Raw genomic sequence first — 21,429 nt, 5'->3', positions numbered from 1 at the left:
AAACCGGCATATGAGATTCATGAAACAGATCATCCGCCTTGCCGAACTCGGGTTGTTCGACTCGAGAGTGCCCCGCTACACATCCTATCCGACCGCGCCGGTTTTCGCCCCGTCGGTCGGTGCCACGCAACAGGCGGCCGAACTGGCCGCGCTCGATCCGGCGGTGCCGGTGTCGGTCTACCTGCATATCCCGTTCTGCGAGCGGCTGTGCTGGTTCTGCGCCTGCCGCACCCAGGGCACCAAGACCCTGAGCCCGGTCGAGAGCTATATCGGCACGCTTGAGCAGGAGCTGGCGCTGATGCGCGAGGTGCTGCCCGAGGGGCTGCGGATGGGGCGCATGCATTGGGGAGGCGGCACGCCGACGATCCTGCCGCCCGTGCTGGTCCACAGGTTGGCGCAGGCCGTGAAGGCGGTGATCCCGCCAGCGGATGACTGGGAATTCTCGGTCGAGATCGACCCGACGATGGTGGACCGCGCCAAGATCGACGCGCTGGCCAGCGAGGGCATGAACCGCGCCAGTATCGGCATTCAGGATTTCGACCCCCTCGTGCAGGGGGCGATCGGGCGCATCCAGCCCTATGACATCACGAAAGCCTGCGTGGACGATCTGCGCGCGGCGGGGATCAATTCGCTCAATGCCGATCTGGTCTATGGGCTGCCGCATCAGGACCTCGTGCGGATCGACGACACGGTGAGCCGGGTGCTTGAACTGGCCCCGGACCGGGTCGCGCTGTTCGGTTATGCGCATGTACCCTGGGTGTCGAAACGCCAGAAGCTGATCGACGATACCGCACTGCCGCGCGATCTGGACCGCTATCACCTGGCCGAACAGGCCGCTGCGCGGTTCCGCGCCGCGGGGTTCGACGCGATCGGCATCGACCATTTCGCGCTTCATGATGACGGGCTGGCACGCGCCGCCCGTGAAGGGCGCCTGCGGCGCAATTTCCAGGGCTACACGGACGATACCTGCCCGACGCTGATCGGCATGGGCGCGTCGTCGATTTCTCGCCTGCCGGGAGGATATGTGCAGAACGCGGCCGCGACGGCCGCCTATGTGCAGCGCATCGAGGCCGGGGAACTGGCGGGCGCGCGCGGCCATGTGATGACCCAGGACGATCTGCTGCGGGCGCGCGCCATCGAGATGCTGATGTGCGAATTCCGCCTGGACCGCAACGAATTGCAGGCCAGTTTCGGCCCGCTGGCGTCAACGCTCGATTCGACGCTGGCGCTTCTGGCGGAGCGGTTTGGCGATCTCGTGGCGCTGGATGATGATGCGCTGGAGATCCGCCCCGAGGGGCGCGCGCTGACGCGGATCGTGGCCAGCGCGCTTGATGCGCATATGCCGGAGGGTGTGCGTTACAGCCGCGCATCCTGAGCAAGGCGAAACGAAAACGGGTGCAGGGCGGAACCAATGATCCGCCCTGCACCGTTTTTGATCGGATCAGTCCTCGCGCACGAGGCGGAAGCCCAGGAAATCGGGCGGCAGACCGGCGGCGCAGCCCCCGACGCTGGCGTCGCGGATGAAGTCAATCACCGCCGCGCGGTGCCGCCCGCCCGCGATGCGCACGCCGCAATAGGGTTCGGTTTCCTCAAGGCTGCCATCCTCGAGGATCGTGCCGTTGCGGAAGCAGTCATCGGTCCATTCCCAGACATTCCCGGCCATGTCGGCCACGCCGAGGCTGTTGGCGCCAAAGCCGCCCGGTGGCCTGAGCGCGAGATTGGCGCTGCCGCGCAGGAGGATACCGGACTGGTACTGCGCCAGCATACGTTGCCCCGGATCGAGATCCTCGGGCTCTGGCAGGGCATCGCCGTGTCGTTCGGCGGCGGCGCGCTGCCATTCCGCTTCGGTGGGCAGACGCCATGTCATGCCGCTGCGCGCCGAGAACCATTGGGCATAGGCGCTGGCATCCTGCCAGCTGACATGGGTCTGGGGCAGGCTGCCGCCCTGGGCGGGCACCTCGGCGCAACCGCCATCGGCCACGCAAGCGGCATAGGCATCGCGCGTGACCTGGTGTTTCATGATCTCGAACGCCGCGACCGGCACCGTTGTCCAGCCCGGCATCCGGGTCTTGCCCGCATGACTGAAATTTCCCATCGGGCGAAAGGCGATCTCGCCGGCGGGAATCGCGACAGTCACAGGCAGGTCCTTTTGCGGGAGCGAAGGCGCGGGCGCGAGGGACTCGCGCTCGACAAGCACTCCGGCCAGCGCGGTGACGGCAAGCAGTGGCAGCAACAGCATGGATTTCATGATCCCGATCCTTTCAAGGACAAGCGGGGCGGCCGTTTTTCACGACCGCCCCGCCCTGCCCGGTCTTCCGGTTGGTTCAGATTCCGGTCAGTTCGGTCGGCGCAAGAACCTGTTCCATCAGGTCGTTGTTCCAGTCGCCCTCGACCACCACATGGCCCGTCGCGCCAAGGTTCACGGCCTCGATCAGGTTGTGGTTCACATAGGCATAGACGCCCGGCTGAAGGAACTCGTAGAGCGCCGCCCCGGCGGAGCCGCCACGGATGAACCAGGTTTCAAGGTCGCGCTCGGGCGGGTTGTTGAACTTGCCGGTTTCCCAGACGAGGTCGCCATGCCCGCCGATCAGGTGGGGCCGGGTATCGCGGTTGGCCTGGCTGTGAACGAAGAGCACCTTCTCGCCCTGCTTGGCCTTCAGCGCGTTATCCCCGGTCAGAGCGCCGACCTTGCCGTTGAACACCACATGGCTGGGAATCAGCTTGTTCATCAGGTCGACCGTGTCGCCGTAGCTTTCACCGACATCGGCGAAACGCATGTAGCTGCCATCCGCGTTCTTCGGAATGTAGTATTCGTTCTCGCCGATATAGTAGACGCGGTCGTATTTCACCTGCCGCCCTTCATGATCGCGCAACCCGTCGCGCGGCAGCACCATGATCGCACCGGCCATGCCGGACACGACGTGCCAGGGGATCATCGGGCCGCCCGGCGCACAGTGATAGACGAAGGTGCCGGGGCGGGTCGCCTTGAAGCGCAGGATCGTCTTTTCGCCCGGATTGACCAGCGTCAGCGCCCCGCCTCCCAACGCGCCGGTGGAGGCGTGGAAGTCGATATTGTGCTGAAGCATGTTTTCGGGCGGGTTGATCAGGGTCAGTTCGACGTAATCGCCCTCATGCACCACCATCATCGGGCCGGGAACCGAGCCGTTGAAGGTCATCGCCTGCAACCAGGCGTCATCGGCGATCTGCAATTCCTTCTCGATGATCGTCATCTCGAATTCGACGATGCAGGGTTCATGGGTCGCGACCTGCTCGTGTTCATGCACGAAGGGCGGTGCGACCAGCTCGCGGCGGATGCGCTTGAGCTTGGACAGGTCGGCGGGCGCGGCGACCGGCTTGAAAGATTCGTCGGCTTTCGCGGCCTTGGCGAGGATGGGCAGGGACGCCATTCCGGCGACCCCCATCAGTGCGGCTCGTCTCGTCAGCATTTTCATTCTCCTTTCAGGTATGAATGTCGTTTGAAGGGAGAATAGGACCGATGCGGACGCAGAACGTTGTGAAAACGCAATATGGAAGGCGAAACCGCGTAAGCGAGGCGCGCGTCGAATCCGTTTGCAGTTCCGCGCGCTTTGGCCGAGGTTCAGGCAACACACGGTTGAGCGGATTTTCCCCAAGGCGTCTGCCCGCGCCCCGAAATCAGGGCGGCTTCACAACAAGACAATACAGGTGACAGAATGAGCGGATTTCCAGTTTTTGACGGTCACAACGACCTGACCTTGCGGTTGCTTCGCGGTGATGTGACCGCCGAGGGCGTGGCCTCGGGGCTTACGGATGGCCATATCGACAAGCCGCGTGCCAAGCGTGGGGGCTTTGGCGGGGGGATGTTCGCGATCTTCGTGCCCAGTCCCGGCAACAAGGATGTCCGCCATGACGAGATGCGCAACGCGTCCTACGACATCCCTCTTCCCGACCCGATCTCCGAGGATGATGCGCTGACCTGGACCGAACGCGGTTTTGACGTCATGGACGATCTTGAAAACGCGGGTGCGGTGCGTATCTGCCGGACCGCAGACGAGGTGGCCGCGGCGCTGCCGGGCGATGAAATGGCCGCCGTCATCCATATCGAGGGCGCAGAGGCGATTGATCGGGATTTCGAGCGCCTGCATGCGTGGCACGCGCGCGGGCTTCGCTCGCTGGGGCCGGTCTGGAGCCGCGAGACGGTCTGGGGTCATGGCGTGCCCTTCCGCTATCCGTCCGATCCCGATATCGGGCCGGGGCTGACCGAGGCCGGCAAAGCCCTGGTCCGCGAATGCAACCAACTCGGGATTCTGGTCGACCTGTCGCATCTCAATGCGAAGGGTGTCGAAGACGTGGCGCGCATTTCCGACGCCCCGCTTGTGGCCACCCATTCCAATGCCTGGGCGGTATGCCCGCATTCGCGCAACCTGACCGATCAGCAATTGGGCATGATCCGCGACAGTGATGGAATGGTGGGCATCAATTTCGCCAGCGCCTTCCTTCGGCCCGACGGGCAGATGAATGCGGAATTTGAGCTTGACATAATGCTCAGACACTTTGACCATCTGGTCGAGAATTTGGGTGAGGATCGGGTCGGGTTTGGATCTGATTTCGACGGTGCGCTTGTTCCCGAACCGATCGGTGATTGCGCGGGCCTGCCTCATCTGCTGTCGGCACTTCGTGCTCATGGTGTGGATGATGGTCTGATGACCAATATCACGCATGGGAACTGGTTAAGAGTCCTGCGAAAAACGTGGGGAGAATAAAAATGAAACAGGGAGTTACACAATGAAGAAATCATTTGCCGCTGCTGTGGTCGCATCATTCATGGCCGCTGGCCTTGCGGTGCCGGTCGCCGCCGAGACGCCGCCCAACATGCTGGTCATCGCGAACCGGATCGACGACATCAAGACGTTCGATCCGGCGGAGAGCTTTGAATTCGCGGGCGCCGATGTCAGCCGCAATGTCTATCAGAAGCTGGTCAATTTCGACCCGCTCGATCTTGACGCCGGATATCAGCCGCAGCTGGCCGAAAGCTGGGAGATTTCCGAGGACGGCAAGACCATCACCTTCACCATGGCCGAGGGGCATGTCTTTTCGTCCGGCAATCCGGTGACGGCCAAGGATGCGGAGTTTTCGCTGCGCCGGGCGGTGACGCTCGACAAGACGCCGTCCTTCATCCTGACCCAGTTCGGTTTCACGCCCGACAATGTCGAAGAGACCATCGTGGCGACGGACGACAAGACGCTGGTGCTGACGCTGGACAAGCCCTATGCGCTGTCCTTCGTGCTGAACTGCCTGACGGCGACCATCGGCGGGATCGTCGATATGGAAACCGCGATGGCGAACGAGGTCGATGGCGACAAGGGCAGCGAATGGCTGCGCACCAATACCGCGGGCTCCGGCCCCTACAAGGTGGTGGAATGGCGCCCGAGCGAAAGCGTGCTGCTGGATCTCAACCCGAATTTCGGCGGCGAGAAGCCGGCGATGGAGCGGGTGATCGTCCAGCACATCCAGGAAAGCGCCACCCAGCGGCTGCAGCTTGAGCGCGGCGATATCGACGTGGCGCGCAACCTGTCACCCGAAGACGTCGCGGGCCTTGAGGACGCAGAGGGCGTCAAGATCGTCGACGAGCTGCGCGGCCGCCTGATGTATTGGTCCGCCAACCAGAAGAACGAGATGCTGTCGGACCCGAAGGTTCTCGAGGCGCTGAAGCTGGCAACCGACTACGAGGGCATGTCGGGTTCGTTCCTCAAGGGCCAGTATACGGTGCACCAGGCGTTCCTGCCGCGCACGTTCCTCGGGGCGCTCGACGAGACGCCCTATTCGTTCGATATCGAGGCCGCCAAGGCCGCGCTGGCCGAGTCCGCGCATCCCGATTGCGGCGCGATCAAGATTTCGGTGCGCGATGCACAGGAACGTCTTGATATCGGCCAGTCGCTTCAGAACACTTGGGGGCAGCTTGGCTGCGATATCGAGCTGATCGTCGGCACCGGGGCGCAGACGCTGGATCGCTATCGCGCCCGCGAGCATGACATCTATCTTGGCGCCTGGGGACCGGACTATCCCGACCCCAACACCAATGCGGGCACTTTCGCGGTCAACCCCGACAATTCGGACGAGGCTGGCGCAACCGGCCTGCTTGCATGGCGCAATGCCTGGGGCATCCCCGAAATGACCGAGAAGACCCTTGCCGCGGTGGTCGAGAACGACACCGACACCCGCCGCGAGATGTATCTTGAATTGCAGCGCGAGCACCAGAAGGTCAGCCCGTTCGGTATCATGTTCCAGCAGATCGAACAGAATGGCATGAAGGAAAGTGTCGAGAATTTCGTGGCCGGTGGTGCGACCACGGCGGTGTCCTACTGGGTCATCACCAAGTAAATGGCCGATACGACACATGGGGAAGGACGGCGCGCGTCGTCCTTCCCGCCATGGCTGAAGAAGACCCTGGCCACGCTGGCAACCGTGGCGGCGACGATCCTCGGCCTTCTTTTCGTAACATTCATGATTGGCCGGGTCATGCCGATCGACCCGGTTCTGGCGGTTATCGGCGAAAGGGCGACGCAGGCGCAGTACAACCAGACCTTCCGCGACCTCGGGCTGGACAAGCCGCTGCTGACGCAGTTCTGGATCTATGTCACCGATGTGCTTCGGGGCGACCTGGGCGAATCCATCCGCACCGGACAGAAGGTCACGACCGATATCGCGCGGGTATTTCCCGCCACGCTTGAGCTGGCGACGCTCGGCACGCTGTTCGGCGTCGTCCTGGGCGTTCCGCTCGGGGTCATCGCCGCCGTGCGCCGCGGCAGCTGGATCGACCAGCTGGCGCGCTTCGTCGGGCTGATCGGGTATTCGATGCCGATCTTCTGGCTGGGCCTTGTGGGGCTCTTGATCTTTTACGGCATCCTTGGCTGGGTGGCCGGTCCGGGGCGGCTGGGCATCTTCTATCAGGGCATCGTCGAGCCGATCACCGGCATGCTGCTGATCGACAGCGCATTGCGCGGAGAATGGGCGGTGTTTCGCAGCGCGTTTTCGCATATCATCCTGCCAGCGTCCCTGCTCGGTTATTACAGCCTTGCCTATATCAGCCGGATGACGCGCTCCTTCATGCTGGAACAGCTTGGGTCGGAATATGTCATCACGGCACGGGTCAAGGGACTCAGCGAATGGCAGGTGGTCTGGGGCCATGCCTTTCGCAATATCCGCATTCAGCTGATCACGGTGATCGCGCTGGCCTATGCCAACCTGTTGGAGGGCTCGGTGCTGACCGAGATCATCTTCGCATGGCCCGGTCTCGGGCAATACATCACCACCTCGCTGCTGGCGAATGACATGAATTCGGTGCTGGGGGGAACGATCGTCATCGGCACGATCTTCGTGGCGATCAACATCTTCTCCGACCTGCTTTACCGTTTCTTCGATCCGAGGTCCAAATGAGTGCATCCCAAGGGTTACGCGAGTGGCTTCTGGCCGAAGAGCCGACATCGCGGCGTCAAGCGCGCTGGGCGTCCTGGTACAAGGGCTGGCTGACGCTGAGGTCGAACACGCTGGCGATGCTGGGGCTGTTCGTACTGGCCTTCCTGATTCTTGCGGCGATCTTCGCGCCGCTTCTGGCGACGCATGATCCCTTTGCGCAGGACCTGGGCCAGAGATTGCTGGCGCCCGGCGAGAACGGCCATCTCTTCGGGACCGACAGTCTTGGCCGGGACATCTATTCGCGGCTGCTCTACGGGGCGCGGATCTCGATCTATATCGTCGCGCTTGTGGTGATGGTCGCGCCGGTCGTCGGGCTGATCGTGGGAACGGTGTCGGGCTATGCAGGTGGCTGGATCGACGTGGTGCTGATGCGGGTGACCGACATCTTCCTCGCCTTTCCGCGGCTGATCCTTGCGCTCGCCTTCGTGGCCGCCCTCGGCGCGGGGATCGAGAACGCGGTTCTGGCGATTTCGCTGACGGCATGGCCCCCCTATGCCCGGATCGCCCGGGCCGAGACCCTGACCATCCGCAATTCCGATTTCATCCACGCGATCAAGCTGCAGGGTGCGGGGCCGTTCCGTATCGTCACGCGCCATATCTGGCCGCTCTGTATCTCGTCGCTGGTCATCCGTGTCACGCTGGACATGGCGGGGATCATCCTGACGGCAGCCGGGCTTGGCTTTCTCGGTCTTGGCGCGCAGCCCCCCAGCCCGGAATGGGGCGCGATGATCTCGGAGGGGCGCAAATACATCCTCGATTACTGGTGGGTCGCGACGATCCCCGGAATCGCCATCTTTGCCATCAGTCTCGCGTTCAACCTGCTGGGCGACGGGATGCGCGACGTGCTCGACCCGAAAGAGGACCATTCATGACCGATGCCCCCCTTCTGGATGTGGAGAACCTCTGGGTGCGGTTTCGCACGCGCTCGGGCGTCTTTGACGCGGTGCGCGGTGTGTCCTTTACCCTTGGCAAGGAACGCCTTGGCATCGTCGGCGAAAGCGGCTCCGGCAAATCCATGACAGGGCGTGCGATCCTGCGGCTGATCCGCCCGCCCGGCATGATCGAGGCCGACAAGCTGGAAATGCATGGCGAGGATATCCTGAGCGCGCCGGAATCCCGGATGCGCCAGCTCAGGGGCGGGCGCGTCTCGATGATCATGCAGGACCCGAAGTTTTCGCTGAACCCCGTGATGACCGTCGGCCAGCAACTGGTCGAGGCGTTGCGCGCGCATGAGAAGGTCTCGCGCGGCGAGGCACGCCGCCGCGCGCTGGCGATGCTGGACGAGGTGGCGATCCGCGACCCCGAGCGGGTCTATGAGCTTTATCCGCACGAGGTATCGGGCGGCATGGGACAGCGGATCATGATCGCCATGATGCTGCTGCCCAGCCCCGAGATCCTGATCGCGGACGAACCCACATCGGCGCTGGACGTGTCGGTGCAGCTTCAGGTTCTGGACATCATCGACAAGCTGGTGCGCGATCGCGGCATGGGCCTCATGTTCATCAGCCATGACCTCAACCTTGTCGCCAAGTTCTGTGACCGTATCGTCATCATGTATGCCGGGCGCATCGTCGAGACCTGCAAGGCAGATGAGCTGCGCAACGCGCGCCATCCTTATACGCTGGGCCTGCTCAATTCGGTGCCCGATCTGGAACATCCGCGCGAGAGGCTCGAGGTGCTGAAACGCGACCCCGAATGGCGCGAAGCCCCGTCCGTGAGTGCGCGGCAATGAGCGCGCTGACGGTCTCGGATCTGAATGTCTGGTTCGGCGTGGGCGCCGAGCGGGCCTATGCCGTGCGCGATGTGAGTTTCGATGTCGCGAAGGGCGAGAGTTTCGGCCTGGTCGGCGAAAGCGGCTCGGGCAAATCGACAATCCTGCGCGCCATTGCCGGTCTGGTGCCCACCTGGTCGGGGACGATGGTGGTGGATGGTGAGCCGCTTGGGCGACGGCGCAGCAAGGCGTTCTATAGCAAGGTGCAGATGGTGTTCCAGGACCCCTATGCGTCGCTGCACCCGCGCCAGACCGTGGATCGGGTCTTGTCCGAGGTGATGCATCTGCATGGCGTGAAGGACATCAATACCCGGATCGCCCGCCTGCTGGACGATGTCGGGCTTGGGTCGGGGTTCCGCTTTCGCTATCCGCACCAGTTGTCGGGCGGTCAGAGACAGCGCGTCGCCATCGCGCGCGCGCTGGCCAGCGGCCCGTCGATCCTGTTGCTGGACGAACCGACCTCGGCCCTGGATGTATCCGTTCAGGCAGAGATCCTGAACCTTCTGGTGGACCTGCGGAGCGAACACGATCTGACCTACATCATGGTCTCGCACGATCTGGGCGTGGTCGGCCATTTGTGTGAGCGGATCGCGGTGATGCAGCAAGGTGCCTTCGAGGAAGTCCTGAGCGTCGCGGACATGCGCCGCCTCGAGGCGAAATCGCCCTATACCAGACACCTCCTGGAAAGCTCGATCAAGTCGATCCGCTGACTCCGGGCGATATCGGCGGTGCCCTGTGCATCGCGGGCCGTGCGGAACCGATCACGAAGACTGAGGGCGTGATTGGCCGCCCCCTTGTTCCCTTCACGGCGTGCACGCGCTGCTGTCGTCCCGGCTGCGACGATCCCCAGAAATCGGCCGATACCCGTCGCATTTCGGCCAATTTGTTTTTCCAGAATGGAAACAGATTGATGCGGGTCGTCGCATTGCCAGATCGGGCGCTTGGGATGAAGAGTACAGTGAACGAGTATATCAATGGTGGGGCAACCGCGACCGAAAGCACGGCGCGGCTGTTCGTGTTCCTGCCCGCGCTGATCCTGTTGGTGGTCGGCGGCCTGATCCAGAGTCAGACCTACCTCAATCACGATGTCGCATGGGTTCTCGATTCCTCGGAACGCCTGTTGGCAGGCGGCACCTTCGGACAAGATATCGTGGCGGCCAACCCGCCCCTGATCTGGTGGATATCCGCGATTGTGGCCGCGATGGCGAACGGGCTCGGACTCGATCCGCTCGTGATGCTGCGCCTGTGCGTGATCGGTTTGTCCGCCATCGTTCTCGTAGTGCTCGAGCGCGGGCTGCGGGAGCAGATGGAACGACCGGCAATGGCCGGGTTTCTTGCCGTTCTCGCCCTGCTGTTCACTGTCGGCGTGCATCGCGATTTTGCACAGCGCGAACATATGGCCGTCCTGTTGTGCCTTCCATGGTTGGTTGTGACCAGTGCGCGCGCCCAGGGCCATGCACAACCGCCTGTCGCGGCGCTCGCCGCGGGGCTCGCGGCCGGGATCGGCATTGCCTTCAAGCCGCATTTCCTTGCGGTTCTTCTGCTTGTCTGGGGCTACCTCGCTTATTCCCGCCGCTCGATCCGTCCGGTCTTGAGCATGGAGACTTTCGTGCTTCTTCTGACCGGGATCGGGTATCTTGTGGCGGTCTGGCTTTTTGCGCGGCCCTACATCACAGATATCATGCCTTTGATTTCAAAGGTTTATTGGGGGTTCAGCTATCCCCTTGAGAACGTCGCGCGCGCGCACATCCTCGAGATTTCCCTGGTTCTGGCCGCCCTGATCGTCGCCTTTGCCTTCGATGCCCATCATGCTTCGAGACTGACGGTGCTTGCCGCGCTCGGGTTTCTGGTCGCGGCTTTTGCGCAATCAAAGGGCTATTCGTATCATTTCTACCCGGTGCTGGCCTTCGCGATCATCTCGCTTGCGCTTTCCTCATTGACCAATGGGCGCGCGGCACGCCGCATGGCTGGCATGGTGCCGCTTTTCGCCGGTCTGGTTCTCAGTTCGTTGCAGGCTGCGCCGATGCTGGCCTATCGCGGGATGAACGGGGCCTATGGGCAACTGACCTCGTGCCTTGTTGACCTGACCCAGGCCAATGTTTCCGTGAACGGCGGTTTCATGGCGATCTCGACGCATCCCTATCCGGGATTTCCGGTCACGAACTACAGCAATCGGCGCTGGGTTGCCGCAACCAACAGCCGGCTGTTCATGCCCGCCATCGTTCGTCTGCGGGAATTGCCGGCGCTGACGCCCGCCCAGGGCGAGACGCTTGCAGTCGCGCAAGCCGCGGAACGGGCCGCCATCCTCAGCGATCTTTCCCGCAACCCCGAGCTTGTGCTGGTCGATGCCCGCAAGCATCGCCACGCCATAGAGCATTCGCAGATCGACTTCCTTGCCTTCTATGGCGAGGACCCCGCCTTTGCCCGCCGATGGCAGGACTATCAGGAGATAGAATCCTGCGCCCCCGGCATCCGAGCTTTCACGCGTTCCAACGGACACTGAGACCATGCAGAGACCATCCCTATCCAACACCGCTGTCGTGATCCCTTGTTTCAAGGCGGCTGATACCATCGCCACCGTGATCGCCGATATCCCGCCCGAGATCCGCCGGATCTATTGCGTGAACGATGCAAGCCCCGACAACCTTGCCGAGGTGCTGACGCGATGCGCCAAAGAAGACCCGCGGGTGCATGTCATGACGCATGAGGTCAATGGCGGCGTCGGTGCGGCCACAGTCACAGGCTACAAGGCCGCCATTTCCGGGGGTGCGAAGATCATCGTCAAGATCGACAGCGACGGCCAGATGGATCCGCGCCTGATCCCTGCCCTTGTTGAGCCGATCATACAAGGGGCTGCCGATTACGTGAAGGGCAACCGCTTTTTCGACATTGCCAGTGTCCAGCAAATGCCGGTCCTGCGCCTGATCGGGAATGCCGGGCTGTCCTTCATGAGCAAGCTTTCCTCCGGGCTGTGGCACCTCTTTGACCCGACCAACGGATTCACCGCCATTCACGCCGATGTGGCGGGCATTCTTCCGCTCGACCGTCTGCACAAGCGATATTTCTTTGAAAGCGACATGCTGTTCCGGCTGGGAAGCGTCGGCGCCTGTGTGCGCGATGTGCCGATGGAAGCTGCCTATGGCGATGAGAAAAGCGGGTTGAGCGAACTGGACGCGCTCCTGAAATTCCCCGGCCTGCATCTGCGCAACCTGTTCAAGCGGGTGGTTTACAACTACTTCCTTCGGGGATTCAGCACAGCCTCCCTCAACCTGCTTGTGGGGCTTGCCCTGTTGATCGGCGGCGGGGTCTTCGGCATGGCGCAATGGATGGAAAGCGCGCGTCTGGGCGTGCCGGCCACAGCCGGCACCGTCATGCTGAGCGCATTCCCGATCCTGATCGGCGTGCAGTTGCTTCTCAGCTTTCTCAATCACGATGTCGCCGCCTCGCAACGAGAGGCCATTCATACCCAGATCGGACGGGTCAAGGTGTTGCGCGCCCAGCCCCGAGAGTCGGCCCATGGGGCGGCAGAAACTGAAACCCGCCCCGTTCGCGTCAAGCCGCGGGTGTCGGGCTAGAGCCGCGACCGAGCTCAGCGCGCAGAGGCGCGGGCACCCAGCACACACGCCACGAGTTCCAGGACGGCGCTGGCGACGCAATTGGAAAGCAGCAGCAACGGACGCGCGATGATCGCGATTCCGGCCGCGACTGAAAGCGGCGTGCCGAGAAAGACAAGCACACCCGCCGCACCCGCCTCGGCCACACCGAAGCCCGCGATGGAAAACGCAAGCGCCCCCGCGACGTTCAGGCCTGCCAGCATCACGAAACTCTCGGCCACGCTCATGGGGTATCCAGCCGCATGGAAGCCGGCAAGAATGCCCGTGCATGCGAAAACCCAGAGCGACAATGTCAGGCCGAAGATATGCATGCGCTGCGACAGGCTTGCGAACGTCTCCGGCTCGGTCGGGGGGTGCATGGCCTGCGCGCGCGCCCTCATCCGTTTGAAACGGCGCACCAAGACATTTGCGGCACGAATGCTCAGATCAGACCAGAAAAGCGCGGCAAAGCAGAGCACCATCCCGACAAGTGCAGGAACGGGAAAATGCCCCGTCCCAGCGATACCTGCGCAGCCGATGCCCAGCACGGCCAGCACATCGCGCAAGCGGGCTTCGGCGATGAGCCGCGCGGCGGGCAGGGTCTCGAGGCCGATCATCTTACGTGCGAGCACGGGAAACGCCAGGTCGCCTGCGCCGGAAGGCGATATGATAAAGACAAGTTGATGCCGCGCCGACAGCGAGAGCCATGTCGAGAACGGATGCTGCGTCCCGATCGACGAAAGAAGGCGAAAGATCTTCGCCCGGCAGATCAGGACGAGCGAATAGGCCAGCACAGCAGGTATCAGCAGGACGGGCCGGATCTGTGCAAAGTCGATCTCCTGACCCAGGGCAATCCATAGCACCGCTGCAAACAGAACCAGGCTGACGGTAGCGGCCTTGAGGTTGCGTGCCGATTCAGAGGTCATAACCGAAGGCCGCGGCCACCTTCCCGCAAATGGCTCGTTCCAAGGGCGGATCGCGCAGATCGTCACCTTGGGGCGCAGGATTGACGCGCAACTGAAACTCCTCGGATGCGAGCCGCTCCGGAAAGGGCAGATCCAGCGTCGCGAAAATACCGGCAAGCACCGTGCGGCTTCGTTCGGGATCTTCGGAGAACAGGTCTTCGCAGCGGACGCGGATGTAGCTTTGTGCGACGGGCTCCAACGCGGCGATCCGGGTGTTGCACCAGTTCCAGCGATGCAGGCCTTTCGCGAAGGGGCTCAGCCGGTTCCAATCCTTGGGGCGGGGCGCGGGATATGGTTTGGCGAAGGGCACGTAGTCGATGACATGCCGGTAGCGGGTCGAGGCCTTGAACGTCGTCATCGACTGCGCCCAGGCGCCGGGAGATCGGAGCATATGCACGATACGGATCGGCGCCGGAGTCGCTGCAAGAAGGTCCGTAACGGGGCAGAGGAACGGGTTGATTTCGATGTACTTGCCGGGTTTGCCGTGGTGTTTCTCCTGATGGTAGCGCGCAAGGCGGCGCGTCGCACAGGCCATGACGCCCCAGTCGTTGCGCATGTTTCCCAGCATCATCAGATAGCGCGATGGCGATGGTTCATGCTCGGCCGTCACGCCGGGACAGTGACGCGCGATCAGGTTCTCGAGGAACATTGTTCCCGTGCGCCCCGCCGACAGGACATAGAAAAGCGGCTTCGGCTCAACATCGTGAGCGGGCGCGGATGCGGGACATGAGGTGATCTGGGACAAATTCGTTACTATTCTCGAACCGTGCATGTTTCATGGCGTCATGGCGCTACTTAGCAGCAGCGCTTTGAAAGAGGCAATGTTCTTACGCGGCGCCGAGATGGATCGCAGCCGGTCCTGATGCGGGACACGAGCGCCCCTGCGGGTTTGCCGTGGTCTCGATTGCCGGGCAGACAAGTTGCGCAACTATACGCAACTTGGGGCTATATCATCCGATCCGACCTCCAGTTCCAGCAATACCGACGCAAGGCATTTGCCATGCGCGTCAAGGGCGAGCGAACGCGTCACGCCCCCGGCCAAGGCACCGCGGATCACGAAATTCAGTGCTTGAAGCTGCGGGAGTTCAAAGCGGGTGATATCCGTCGCGTCGAATGTACCAAAATGGGCCGCGACCCGCTCTGGCGTCACGATGTCCCGGATCAGGGGCCAGTCCACCGGATCGTAGGCGATTACCGATATGTTCGAGATATCCCCCTTGTCGCCCGTCCGGGCATGGGCAATGTCATACAGTCTCATGCTGAACTTCTTTCATCGCGCAGGTCGCGGCAACGCTGTCTGCAGGCATCAGGGTCGAGGCGATAGCCAGGACTTCGCGTGTGCTCCGCGTGACCCCGCCTCCGCCCGCCGGGCCGGCAAGGTAGAGACCCTCGACTTCTTCTCCGATGGCCTGCGCGGTGTGCAAGTCCAGACAGCGCGCGGCGTAACGCATGCGCACCTCGGCGGGATCGCCGCGGCCTGTTGTCGATGGCCAGACGGAGTTGACGCCGACAAGTTCGCCGCGCTCGTCCAGAATTGACCCTGAGAACCGCGCCAGCCGTTCGCGCACGAGGGTGATGGCAAGATTGCCCCGCTCCACGCAATTCGCCCCGGCGTAGCTGATCTGTCCTTCGCCGAACCAGCCGTCGCGGTATCCGACCGAGACCTTCAGCAAACCGGTGGCCGGTGTGCCCGCAGCGCCCGTTACAGCGACACGGTCCTGCCCCACCTCCTCGAACTGCACGTTCGAGAAATCCGCGACCACATCAGGTTGCAGATAGCGGGCAGGGTCGTGGATCTCGTAAAGCATCTGTTCGATGCAGGTCGCCCGGCTGACGAGCCCTCCCGTCCCTTCCAGCTTGGTGATAACGGCGTCGCCATCGCTGTTCACTTCGGCCAGCGGATGCCCGACATTGGCAAGATCAGGCACATCCTTCTTCCCGGGGTCGGCAAAGTAGCCGCCGGTAATCTGTGCCGCACATTCCAGAAGATGCCCGACGAGAATGCCGCGGCCCAGGCGCGTCCAGTCATCGCGAGCCCAGCCGAATTCATGGACCAGAGGCGCCAGAAACAACGATGGGTCCGACGCCCGCCCGCAGATCACCACATCTGCGCCTGCGTCGAGTGCCGCGACCAGCCCGTCGATCCCGATATAGGCATTCGCCGATACCAGCCGGTCGCCGAGGGCCGCCGCGGGGCTGCCGGTTTCATCCAGTACGAAGCCCCCGATGCGGTCGAGCACATCGTCACCGGTGACGGCAGCGACCTTGAGCCCGAACAATCCGAGTTCCCGCGCGACGGCAAGCGTCCGCTCGGCAGCGGCGGCCGGATTCGCCGCCCCCATGTTGGTCACGATGCGCGTGCCGTTGCGCGCACAGGCCGGAAGCACGGCCCGCATCCGACGTTCGAGCAGAGGATCGTAGCCGTTTGACGGATCCGCGCTGCGCGCTTGCTGGGCATTGGCGATCGTCCGCTCTCCCAGGCATTCGAAGATGAGGTAGTCGAGCTTGCCGCGTTCCGCGAGATCCACCGCGGGCGCGATGCGGTCGCCCTGAAACCCGGCCCCGGCACCCATGCGCAAAACCTTCATGCCAGTGCCCTCCTGTTCACACGGCCCAGGAAATGGGCCGTGAGCAGTATTGCGAGCGCAAGGAACGGCGTCACCGGCTGCGGGTAGATGGCGAGCGCGATGACAACGGCATAGATCGTGATGTCGAGAGACTTTCGCCCGAACAGCCGAGCCCCGGACAGCAACGCCGGCACCGCAAGCACCAGGACAAGCCCGGCGGCCAGCGCTTCGAGAATATCGAGCGGGCTACCGCCCAGAAGCATGCCCGGGTAGAGCAGCAGCAGGAAGGGCACGATATAGGTGACGGCACCCATCCGGACGGCCTCGCCCGCGGCGGGCAGCCAGTTCGTTCCGGCGATTCCCGCGCCCACGAATACGGCAACGCAAACGGGCGGCGTGATGACGGAGATGGTGGCGAAATAGAACACGAACAGATGCGCCGCCAGCGGATCGACCCCCACAACCGTCATCGCTGGGGCGAGGACAGCGGCGACCAGGACATAGGCGGCAGTCGTGGGAAGCCCCATGCCCATGATCAGGCAGACGAGCCCGACGATCATCGCGACCAGAACAACGGAGTCACCTGCCAGATTGACGATCAGCGATGATAGCGTGACGCCGATCCCCGTGAGATTGATCATCGACACCAGCACCTGCGCGCCAGCCAGCAGCACTCCGATGATGACAAGGCCCTTGCCTGCGTCCTCAAGCCCGTTGAGCAGCTTCGTCGCCATCTCGCGCAGGCTCAAGCGCCCGGTCTCGGTCGCGACAAAAGCGATCAGCAGCCCGACGATGCCGTAAAAGGCCGAAGTCGAAATGGAGCGTCCCATCCAGACCCCGACACCAAGGCCCCCGATCGCGCAGAGGATCGGCAGCACGCGGCGCGGGGCGAGGATGCTTGCCCATGCAGGCATCTCCTCTTCCGGCACGGTGGCCAGTCCGCGGCGCAGGGCGACGAAATGCACGGTCATGAAGACCGACAGATAGAACAGCACCGCTGGCAGGATTGCGGCGACGATGATGGTGAGGTACGGCACACTAAGGATTTCCGCCATGACGAAGGCGGCAGCGCCCATGATCGGCGGTGCGATCTGGCCGCCGGTGGACGCGACCGCCTCGACCGCCGCCGCGAAGGGACGTGGATAGCCAAGGCGGATCATCATCGGAATGGTGAAGTTACCGGTGGTCGCCACATTGGCGACGGCCGAGCCCGAGATCATCCCGAAAAGGCCGCTGGCGATGGTCGCGATCTTGGCTGCTCCGCCGGGCTGCTGCCCGCCCAGCCGCATGGCAAGGTCCATGAATGCCTGACCGCCGCCCGTATGCAGCAGCAGGGCTCCGAAAAGAACGAAGGCCGCGATCACCGTCGCCGCGACGCCCGTCAGCATGCCCCAGATCCCGAGGTCACCGAGAAAGATCGTCTCGGTCACGAAAGCCGTGTCGAAACCCCGATGGCGCAGAGGCCCGGGCAGGTAATTCCCGAACAGCGCATACCCCAGCCCCAGCAACACGAGGATCGGAAAGATGATACCGACAGTGCGCCGCCCCAGTTCCAGCACAGCCAGCACCAAGCCGACGGTCAGCGCCTTGTCGAAGGTCGTGGCCCAGGGAAGGGTCGTCATGATCTTGTCGTAGTTCACGACAACATATGCGCAGGCCGCCACCGACACCGCGCAGAACGCGAGGTCGATGGCAATCCCGGCAGGGCGCCAGGATTTCCCGGCACCCAGTGGAAAGAGTGCGAAGCCCAGACAGGTCACGAACGCGAGAAAGAGCGCCCTTTGGATCAGCCCCTCGAAAGGGCCGGTCGCCGCGGTGTAGAGGACGAAGAGGCCGACGAGAATCGCCAGTCCCCGCTGGACGCGTTCGAGTGTCATGGGGCAGCCTTACTCTGTCGGCTTCAGTTTGGCGGGCAGTTCGATGCCCTGCTCTTTGAACCAGCGCGCCGCACCGGGATGCAGAGGGATCGTCCCGAACTGCAAGGTGGTGTCGGCAAGGTTGACGCCCTTGAGACTGGCCATCGCGTTGGCCTGAGCCTCCTTGTCCTCCATCACGGCCTTCACGATCTGATATGCGGTTTCCTCGTCCATCGTGGAGGGCGCAGCGACGCCGACGCCAAAGCTCCAGGTGGTGTAGGCGGGCACACCGTCTGCTGCGCCTTCAGGGATATCGACGACCGAGATATCGGGCATCTCGGCCCTGAGCTTGTCCGCCTGCTCTGACGTCAGACCCAGAATCGCGATGTCGGTGGAGGTAGCGATATCCATGGTGGATCCGTCGAGCTTGTTGCCGGACCCTGATTTGACATATCCGGCCACCCGGTTGTCCTTGATCATGTCGACGACATCGGTGGTCGACCCGCGCACATAATCCGCCGTCAGGCCAAGGGTGTCAAAAACCGCCTCGGTCGTCGCCTCGGTTGCCGACCCCTTGATGCCCGGATTGAACCGGACACCGGCCAGCCCCGACAGATCGGCAATACCCGCATCCGCGCGCATCACCACATTCTGCGGCGCGCCGGTATAGACCCAGAGCAGTGTCAGATCCTGCTGCTTGCCTTCAAATTCGTTGGTGCCTGCGGTCGCGTGCTGGGCGACATTGGTTGTGACAAGCCCAAGGTCAACCTGGCCGCGCTCCATGCGCCGAATGTTGTCCAGCGTTGCACCCGTCTCGACCACCGAAGCGCGCAGGCCTTCAGCGTTTTCGTTGATCAACTGGCCCACCGCGACGAAATAGCCGTAATGGCTGGACGAGGCCGATGTCGACCCGATCAACAGGTCGGTATTCTGCGCGGACAATGGCCCGGCAAGCAGTGTTGCGCCCAGAAAGGCGTGTACGAATTGTTTCATGGTATCCTCCCATTTTGCACCGCATTGCGGGCTGGTGAATTGTGCCCCGAGTCTTCCGTTGCAGAAAGTGCGATATTGTTGATAATTAATGCATGAATCGCAACACGCCCTCGCTCGCCGATTTTCGCGCCGCACTGACCGTCTGCGAAAGCGGGACATTTCGTGCTGCATCCGAGGCCTTGGGCGTGTCCGCCTCGGCGCTCTCGCGACAGATTTCGGCACTTGAGGCGCGGCTCGGGACGCGGCTCTTCGATCGCGACACGCGCAATGTCACGCCAACCAGTTCGGGCCACGCCTTTGCCCGGCTTGCAGAGCGGATGATCAACACCTCGGCGGATGTGATGGCGGAGTTCGACGCGCATCTGTCCGCCAGTAACGGTCGACTGACGATTGCCGGTCTTCCGTCGGTGACGGCCGGTCTGCTTCCGAACCTGCTGGCAAGCTTCTCTCTGGCACATCCGGATATCGACCTGCGCATCATCGACGCGCTGTCCGGCAGTGTCGTGGAGGCGATCGAGACCGGCCGTGCCGATATCGGATTTACCGCCGGCACCATGTCGGCAAGAATGCGGCTGACCTTCCATCCGCTGATGGACGACCCATTTGTCGCTGTCGGTGCGCCCCAGGGGCCGCTCGCGGAGGACCGGGCGTATGACATGGCGGAACTGACCGAAATGCCATTGATAGCGATGGAACCCGGCACGAGCGTCCGCGAGTTGCTTGACGGCGCGTGCCAGCGCATCGACAGGGTGATCTCGCCCAGGTTCGAAGTCGCCCACCTGGCGACAGCCGGCGCGCTGGTCGCCATTAATCTTGGCATATCGCTGCTGCCGCGATTGACGCTGCCGGTCCTCCCGATGGAACGGCTGGTGCAACGCAGCATTTCAGATTTTGGGGCAAAGCGGCGGATTGGCCTTGTTCATCAGCCGGGCCGGTCACTTTCCCCGACCGCATCAGCATTTCTGGCCCATGTTCGGCGAAACGTCTTGACGACTGAGCGGTTCCATTCGGAGTAGAGCGCGGCAGAACGCATCAGGTCCGCATTTGTCGCATCAGTTCGAACCCAAGCGGGAACAACGCCGCCGCTCACCCGTTCAATTCTTTCTCGGCATACCCCTGAAACCGCGCACGAAGCGGCTCTGGCAAAGCTGCTGACATGATCCGATGCTCCCAAGAAGAAGGAATCATAGTCAGCGCCTGCTGGGAATCCCCGGCGTTTCAGGTTTCTATAGCAACGCTTTAAATCGGGGGGCCGCGTGTCCCTCTGCAATCAAGCGAAGTCATTCACGCAGAGAAAATCAAAGATCCGCTCTGTCATGGCCAGAAAACGCGATTTCGGAAACTGGTCACGATCGAGGCCTAAGCGCCCTAGCGACGCCATCGCGTACAAGGCGACTTCTTCATGAGAAATCTCAATCGCATCAGCATAATTTCGAACAATTTGACCAGCAGCCTTCGTGTTGCGGTTCGAGGAATTCGCGAACCGAATAATATCAATACATGGGAAGCCATCTAGCCTTGCAGTGCCCCAGTCGATTATCCGAAAGTCGCCAGTCAGAAATCCAAATCCTGGAAAGGCACCACGAGTCGACAGAATATTTCCAGACCAAAAATCTCCGTGATGAACGGTCGTAAAAAGCTGAAATCTTGTTCCTATATCTGCGCTCAGATACGTTTCAGAGAACTTTCTGATTGCGTTCGGCAGCTTGATCTCCTCTGCAAGATATTCAAAAGGCTCAATGAAGGCTCTTTCTACTTCCTTGTGAGTATCGCAGTAGGTCGTTGTTTGAACCGCCAAAGCTGCTAGCCAATCCGCGATCTTTGGTTGCAAGAACCGCTTCTGGGCGAACCTCAAGGCTTTGTTTTTTGAGAAGCTTTCCAGTCGCGAGAATACCGCATAACTTTGGCCGCCATACACGCCTTCGAGTAGCGGGACCAACACATGACGTTGCTCATTCGCGTCAAGGCGCTGGTGAACCGATATCGCCAGTTCACAAGCGTTTCGGACAGTTTCAGGAAAGTCCTTATTTGAAAGTATTAGAGTTATATCGTTTTTGCGATCTTTCCCGTCGACAAAGAAAATAGAGCTGGCATCAGCGACAGCATCTTTGAATCCCGGACGCTCGAACAATCGAATACTCGACAGATCAAGATCTATTCCCAGGCGTTCCGCGTTGTTTTCGACAATGCCCGCGACGAATTCTTTGAAGTCTACATTCACGGCTAGTG

At 62.2% G+C, this 21,429-nt stretch carries 19 protein-coding genes; 10 read left to right on the top strand and 9 right to left on the bottom strand.

The features are described from left to right. Positions 1–19 precede the first annotated feature (19 nt). Positions 20–1,375 carry an oxygen-independent coproporphyrinogen III oxidase gene (hemN, locus tag ROH8110_RS00560; RefSeq protein ID WP_085815860.1) on the top strand — a complete coding sequence of 452 codons (1,356 nt, stop codon included), beginning with the start codon at positions 20–22 and terminating at the stop codon, positions 1,373–1,375. A 66-nt stretch (positions 1,376–1,441) separates the two neighbouring features. On the opposite strand, the gene ROH8110_RS00555 is transcribed toward hemN, so the two are convergent. After that, positions 1,442–2,248, bottom strand: coding sequence for an SUMF1/EgtB/PvdO family nonheme iron enzyme (locus ROH8110_RS00555; RefSeq protein ID WP_085815859.1), 807 nt, complete (start codon positions 2,246–2,248; stop codon positions 1,442–1,444). 76 nt (positions 2,249–2,324) lie between these two features. Next, positions 2,325–3,446, bottom strand: a complete 1,122-nt coding sequence (gene nirK / locus ROH8110_RS00550) for a copper-containing nitrite reductase (RefSeq protein ID WP_085816903.1) — start codon at positions 3,444–3,446, stop codon at positions 2,325–2,327. Between the two features lie 246 nt (positions 3,447–3,692). Here nirK and ROH8110_RS00545 point away from each other — a divergent pair, with 246 nt between their 5' ends. The 8 genes from ROH8110_RS00545 (at position 3,693) to ROH8110_RS00510 (ending at position 12,801) form a co-directional block, all read left to right on the top strand. Then, entirely contained in the window at positions 3,693–4,742 is a 1,050-nt protein-coding gene (locus tag ROH8110_RS00545) for a dipeptidase (RefSeq protein WP_085815858.1), read from the top strand. Between the two features lie 22 nt (positions 4,743–4,764). Then, positions 4,765–6,360 carry an ABC transporter substrate-binding protein gene (locus ROH8110_RS00540; protein WP_085815857.1) on the top strand — a complete coding sequence of 532 codons (1,596 nt, stop codon included), beginning with the start codon at positions 4,765–4,767 and terminating at the stop codon, positions 6,358–6,360. Beyond that, entirely contained in the window at positions 6,361–7,416 is a 1,056-nt protein-coding gene (locus ROH8110_RS00535; protein WP_085815856.1) for an ABC transporter permease, read from the top strand. Then, positions 7,413–8,327, top strand: a complete 915-nt coding sequence (locus ROH8110_RS00530) for an ABC transporter permease (protein ID WP_085815855.1) — start codon at positions 7,413–7,415, stop codon at positions 8,325–8,327. Before ROH8110_RS00535 ends, ROH8110_RS00530 begins: the two co-directional genes overlap by 4 nt. Then, on the top strand, positions 8,324–9,187 hold the full coding sequence (locus ROH8110_RS00525; RefSeq protein WP_085815854.1) for an ABC transporter ATP-binding protein: 864 nt from the start codon (positions 8,324–8,326) through the stop codon (positions 9,185–9,187). The genes ROH8110_RS00530 and ROH8110_RS00525 overlap by 4 nt, the downstream gene beginning before the upstream one ends. Then, the gene (locus ROH8110_RS00520; protein WP_085815853.1) at positions 9,184–9,936 is read left to right on the top strand and encodes an ABC transporter ATP-binding protein; all 753 of its coding nucleotides are present in this window, start codon (positions 9,184–9,186) and stop codon (positions 9,934–9,936) included. Before ROH8110_RS00525 ends, ROH8110_RS00520 begins: the two co-directional genes overlap by 4 nt. A 236-nt stretch (positions 9,937–10,172) precedes the next feature. Next, positions 10,173–11,729 (top strand): hypothetical protein, encoded by a 1,557-nt coding sequence (locus ROH8110_RS00515; RefSeq protein ID WP_085815852.1) that lies wholly within the window; start codon positions 10,173–10,175, stop codon positions 11,727–11,729. Positions 11,730–11,733: 4 nt separating this feature from the next. Continuing rightward, positions 11,734–12,801, top strand: a complete 1,068-nt coding sequence (locus ROH8110_RS00510) for a glycosyltransferase family 2 protein (protein WP_085815851.1) — start codon at positions 11,734–11,736, stop codon at positions 12,799–12,801. A gap of 14 nt (positions 12,802–12,815) precedes the next feature. Here ROH8110_RS00510 and ROH8110_RS00505 read toward each other — a convergent pair whose 3' ends face one another. The 6 genes from ROH8110_RS00505 to ROH8110_RS00480 all read right to left on the bottom strand — a co-directional run bounded on the left by ROH8110_RS00505 (position 12,816) and on the right by ROH8110_RS00480 (position 19,200). Further along, complete coding sequence (locus ROH8110_RS00505; RefSeq protein ID WP_085815850.1) at positions 12,816–13,745, bottom strand: lysylphosphatidylglycerol synthase transmembrane domain-containing protein; 930 nt, start codon at positions 13,743–13,745, stop codon at positions 12,816–12,818. Continuing rightward, positions 13,735–14,433: a hypothetical protein gene (locus ROH8110_RS00500; protein WP_085815849.1), complete on the bottom strand. Its 699-nt coding sequence runs from the start codon at positions 14,431–14,433 to the stop codon at positions 13,735–13,737. The genes ROH8110_RS00505 and ROH8110_RS00500 overlap by 11 nt, the downstream gene beginning before the upstream one ends. Positions 14,434–14,712: 279 nt before the next feature. After that, positions 14,713–15,042, bottom strand: a complete 330-nt coding sequence (locus ROH8110_RS00495) for an AtuA-related protein (RefSeq protein ID WP_085815848.1) — start codon at positions 15,040–15,042, stop codon at positions 14,713–14,715. After that, on the bottom strand, positions 15,029–16,372 hold the full coding sequence (locus tag ROH8110_RS00490) for an acyclic terpene utilization AtuA family protein (RefSeq protein WP_085815847.1): 1,344 nt from the start codon (positions 16,370–16,372) through the stop codon (positions 15,029–15,031). The genes ROH8110_RS00495 and ROH8110_RS00490 overlap by 14 nt, the downstream gene beginning before the upstream one ends. Beyond that, positions 16,369–18,228 carry a TRAP transporter permease gene (locus ROH8110_RS00485; protein ID WP_085815846.1) on the bottom strand — a complete coding sequence of 620 codons (1,860 nt, stop codon included), beginning with the start codon at positions 18,226–18,228 and terminating at the stop codon, positions 16,369–16,371. The genes ROH8110_RS00490 and ROH8110_RS00485 overlap by 4 nt, the downstream gene beginning before the upstream one ends. 9 nt (positions 18,229–18,237) lie before the next feature. Beyond that, positions 18,238–19,200, bottom strand: a complete 963-nt coding sequence (locus tag ROH8110_RS00480) for a TAXI family TRAP transporter solute-binding subunit (protein WP_085815845.1) — start codon at positions 19,198–19,200, stop codon at positions 18,238–18,240. A 92-nt stretch (positions 19,201–19,292) separates the two neighbouring features. Between ROH8110_RS00480 and ROH8110_RS00475 the strand changes: the two genes are divergently transcribed. Continuing rightward, positions 19,293–20,216 (top strand): LysR family transcriptional regulator, encoded by a 924-nt coding sequence (locus ROH8110_RS00475; protein ID WP_085815844.1) that lies wholly within the window; start codon positions 19,293–19,295, stop codon positions 20,214–20,216. Positions 20,217–20,470: 254 nt separating this feature from the next. Here the strand turns inward: ROH8110_RS00475 and ROH8110_RS00470 are convergent, their stop codons facing one another. Further along, the gene (locus ROH8110_RS00470; RefSeq protein ID WP_085815843.1) at positions 20,471–21,421 is read right to left on the bottom strand and encodes a hypothetical protein; all 951 of its coding nucleotides are present in this window, start codon (positions 21,419–21,421) and stop codon (positions 20,471–20,473) included. Between the last annotated feature and the right edge of the window lie 8 nt (positions 21,422–21,429).

It is taken from the genome of Roseovarius halotolerans (genome assembly GCF_900172255.1).
Lineage (GTDB): Bacteria > Pseudomonadota > Alphaproteobacteria > Rhodobacterales > Rhodobacteraceae > Roseovarius > Roseovarius halotolerans.
Note: the sequence above shows the minus strand (reverse complement) of the source record. Positions and strands in the feature narration are given on the sequence as shown.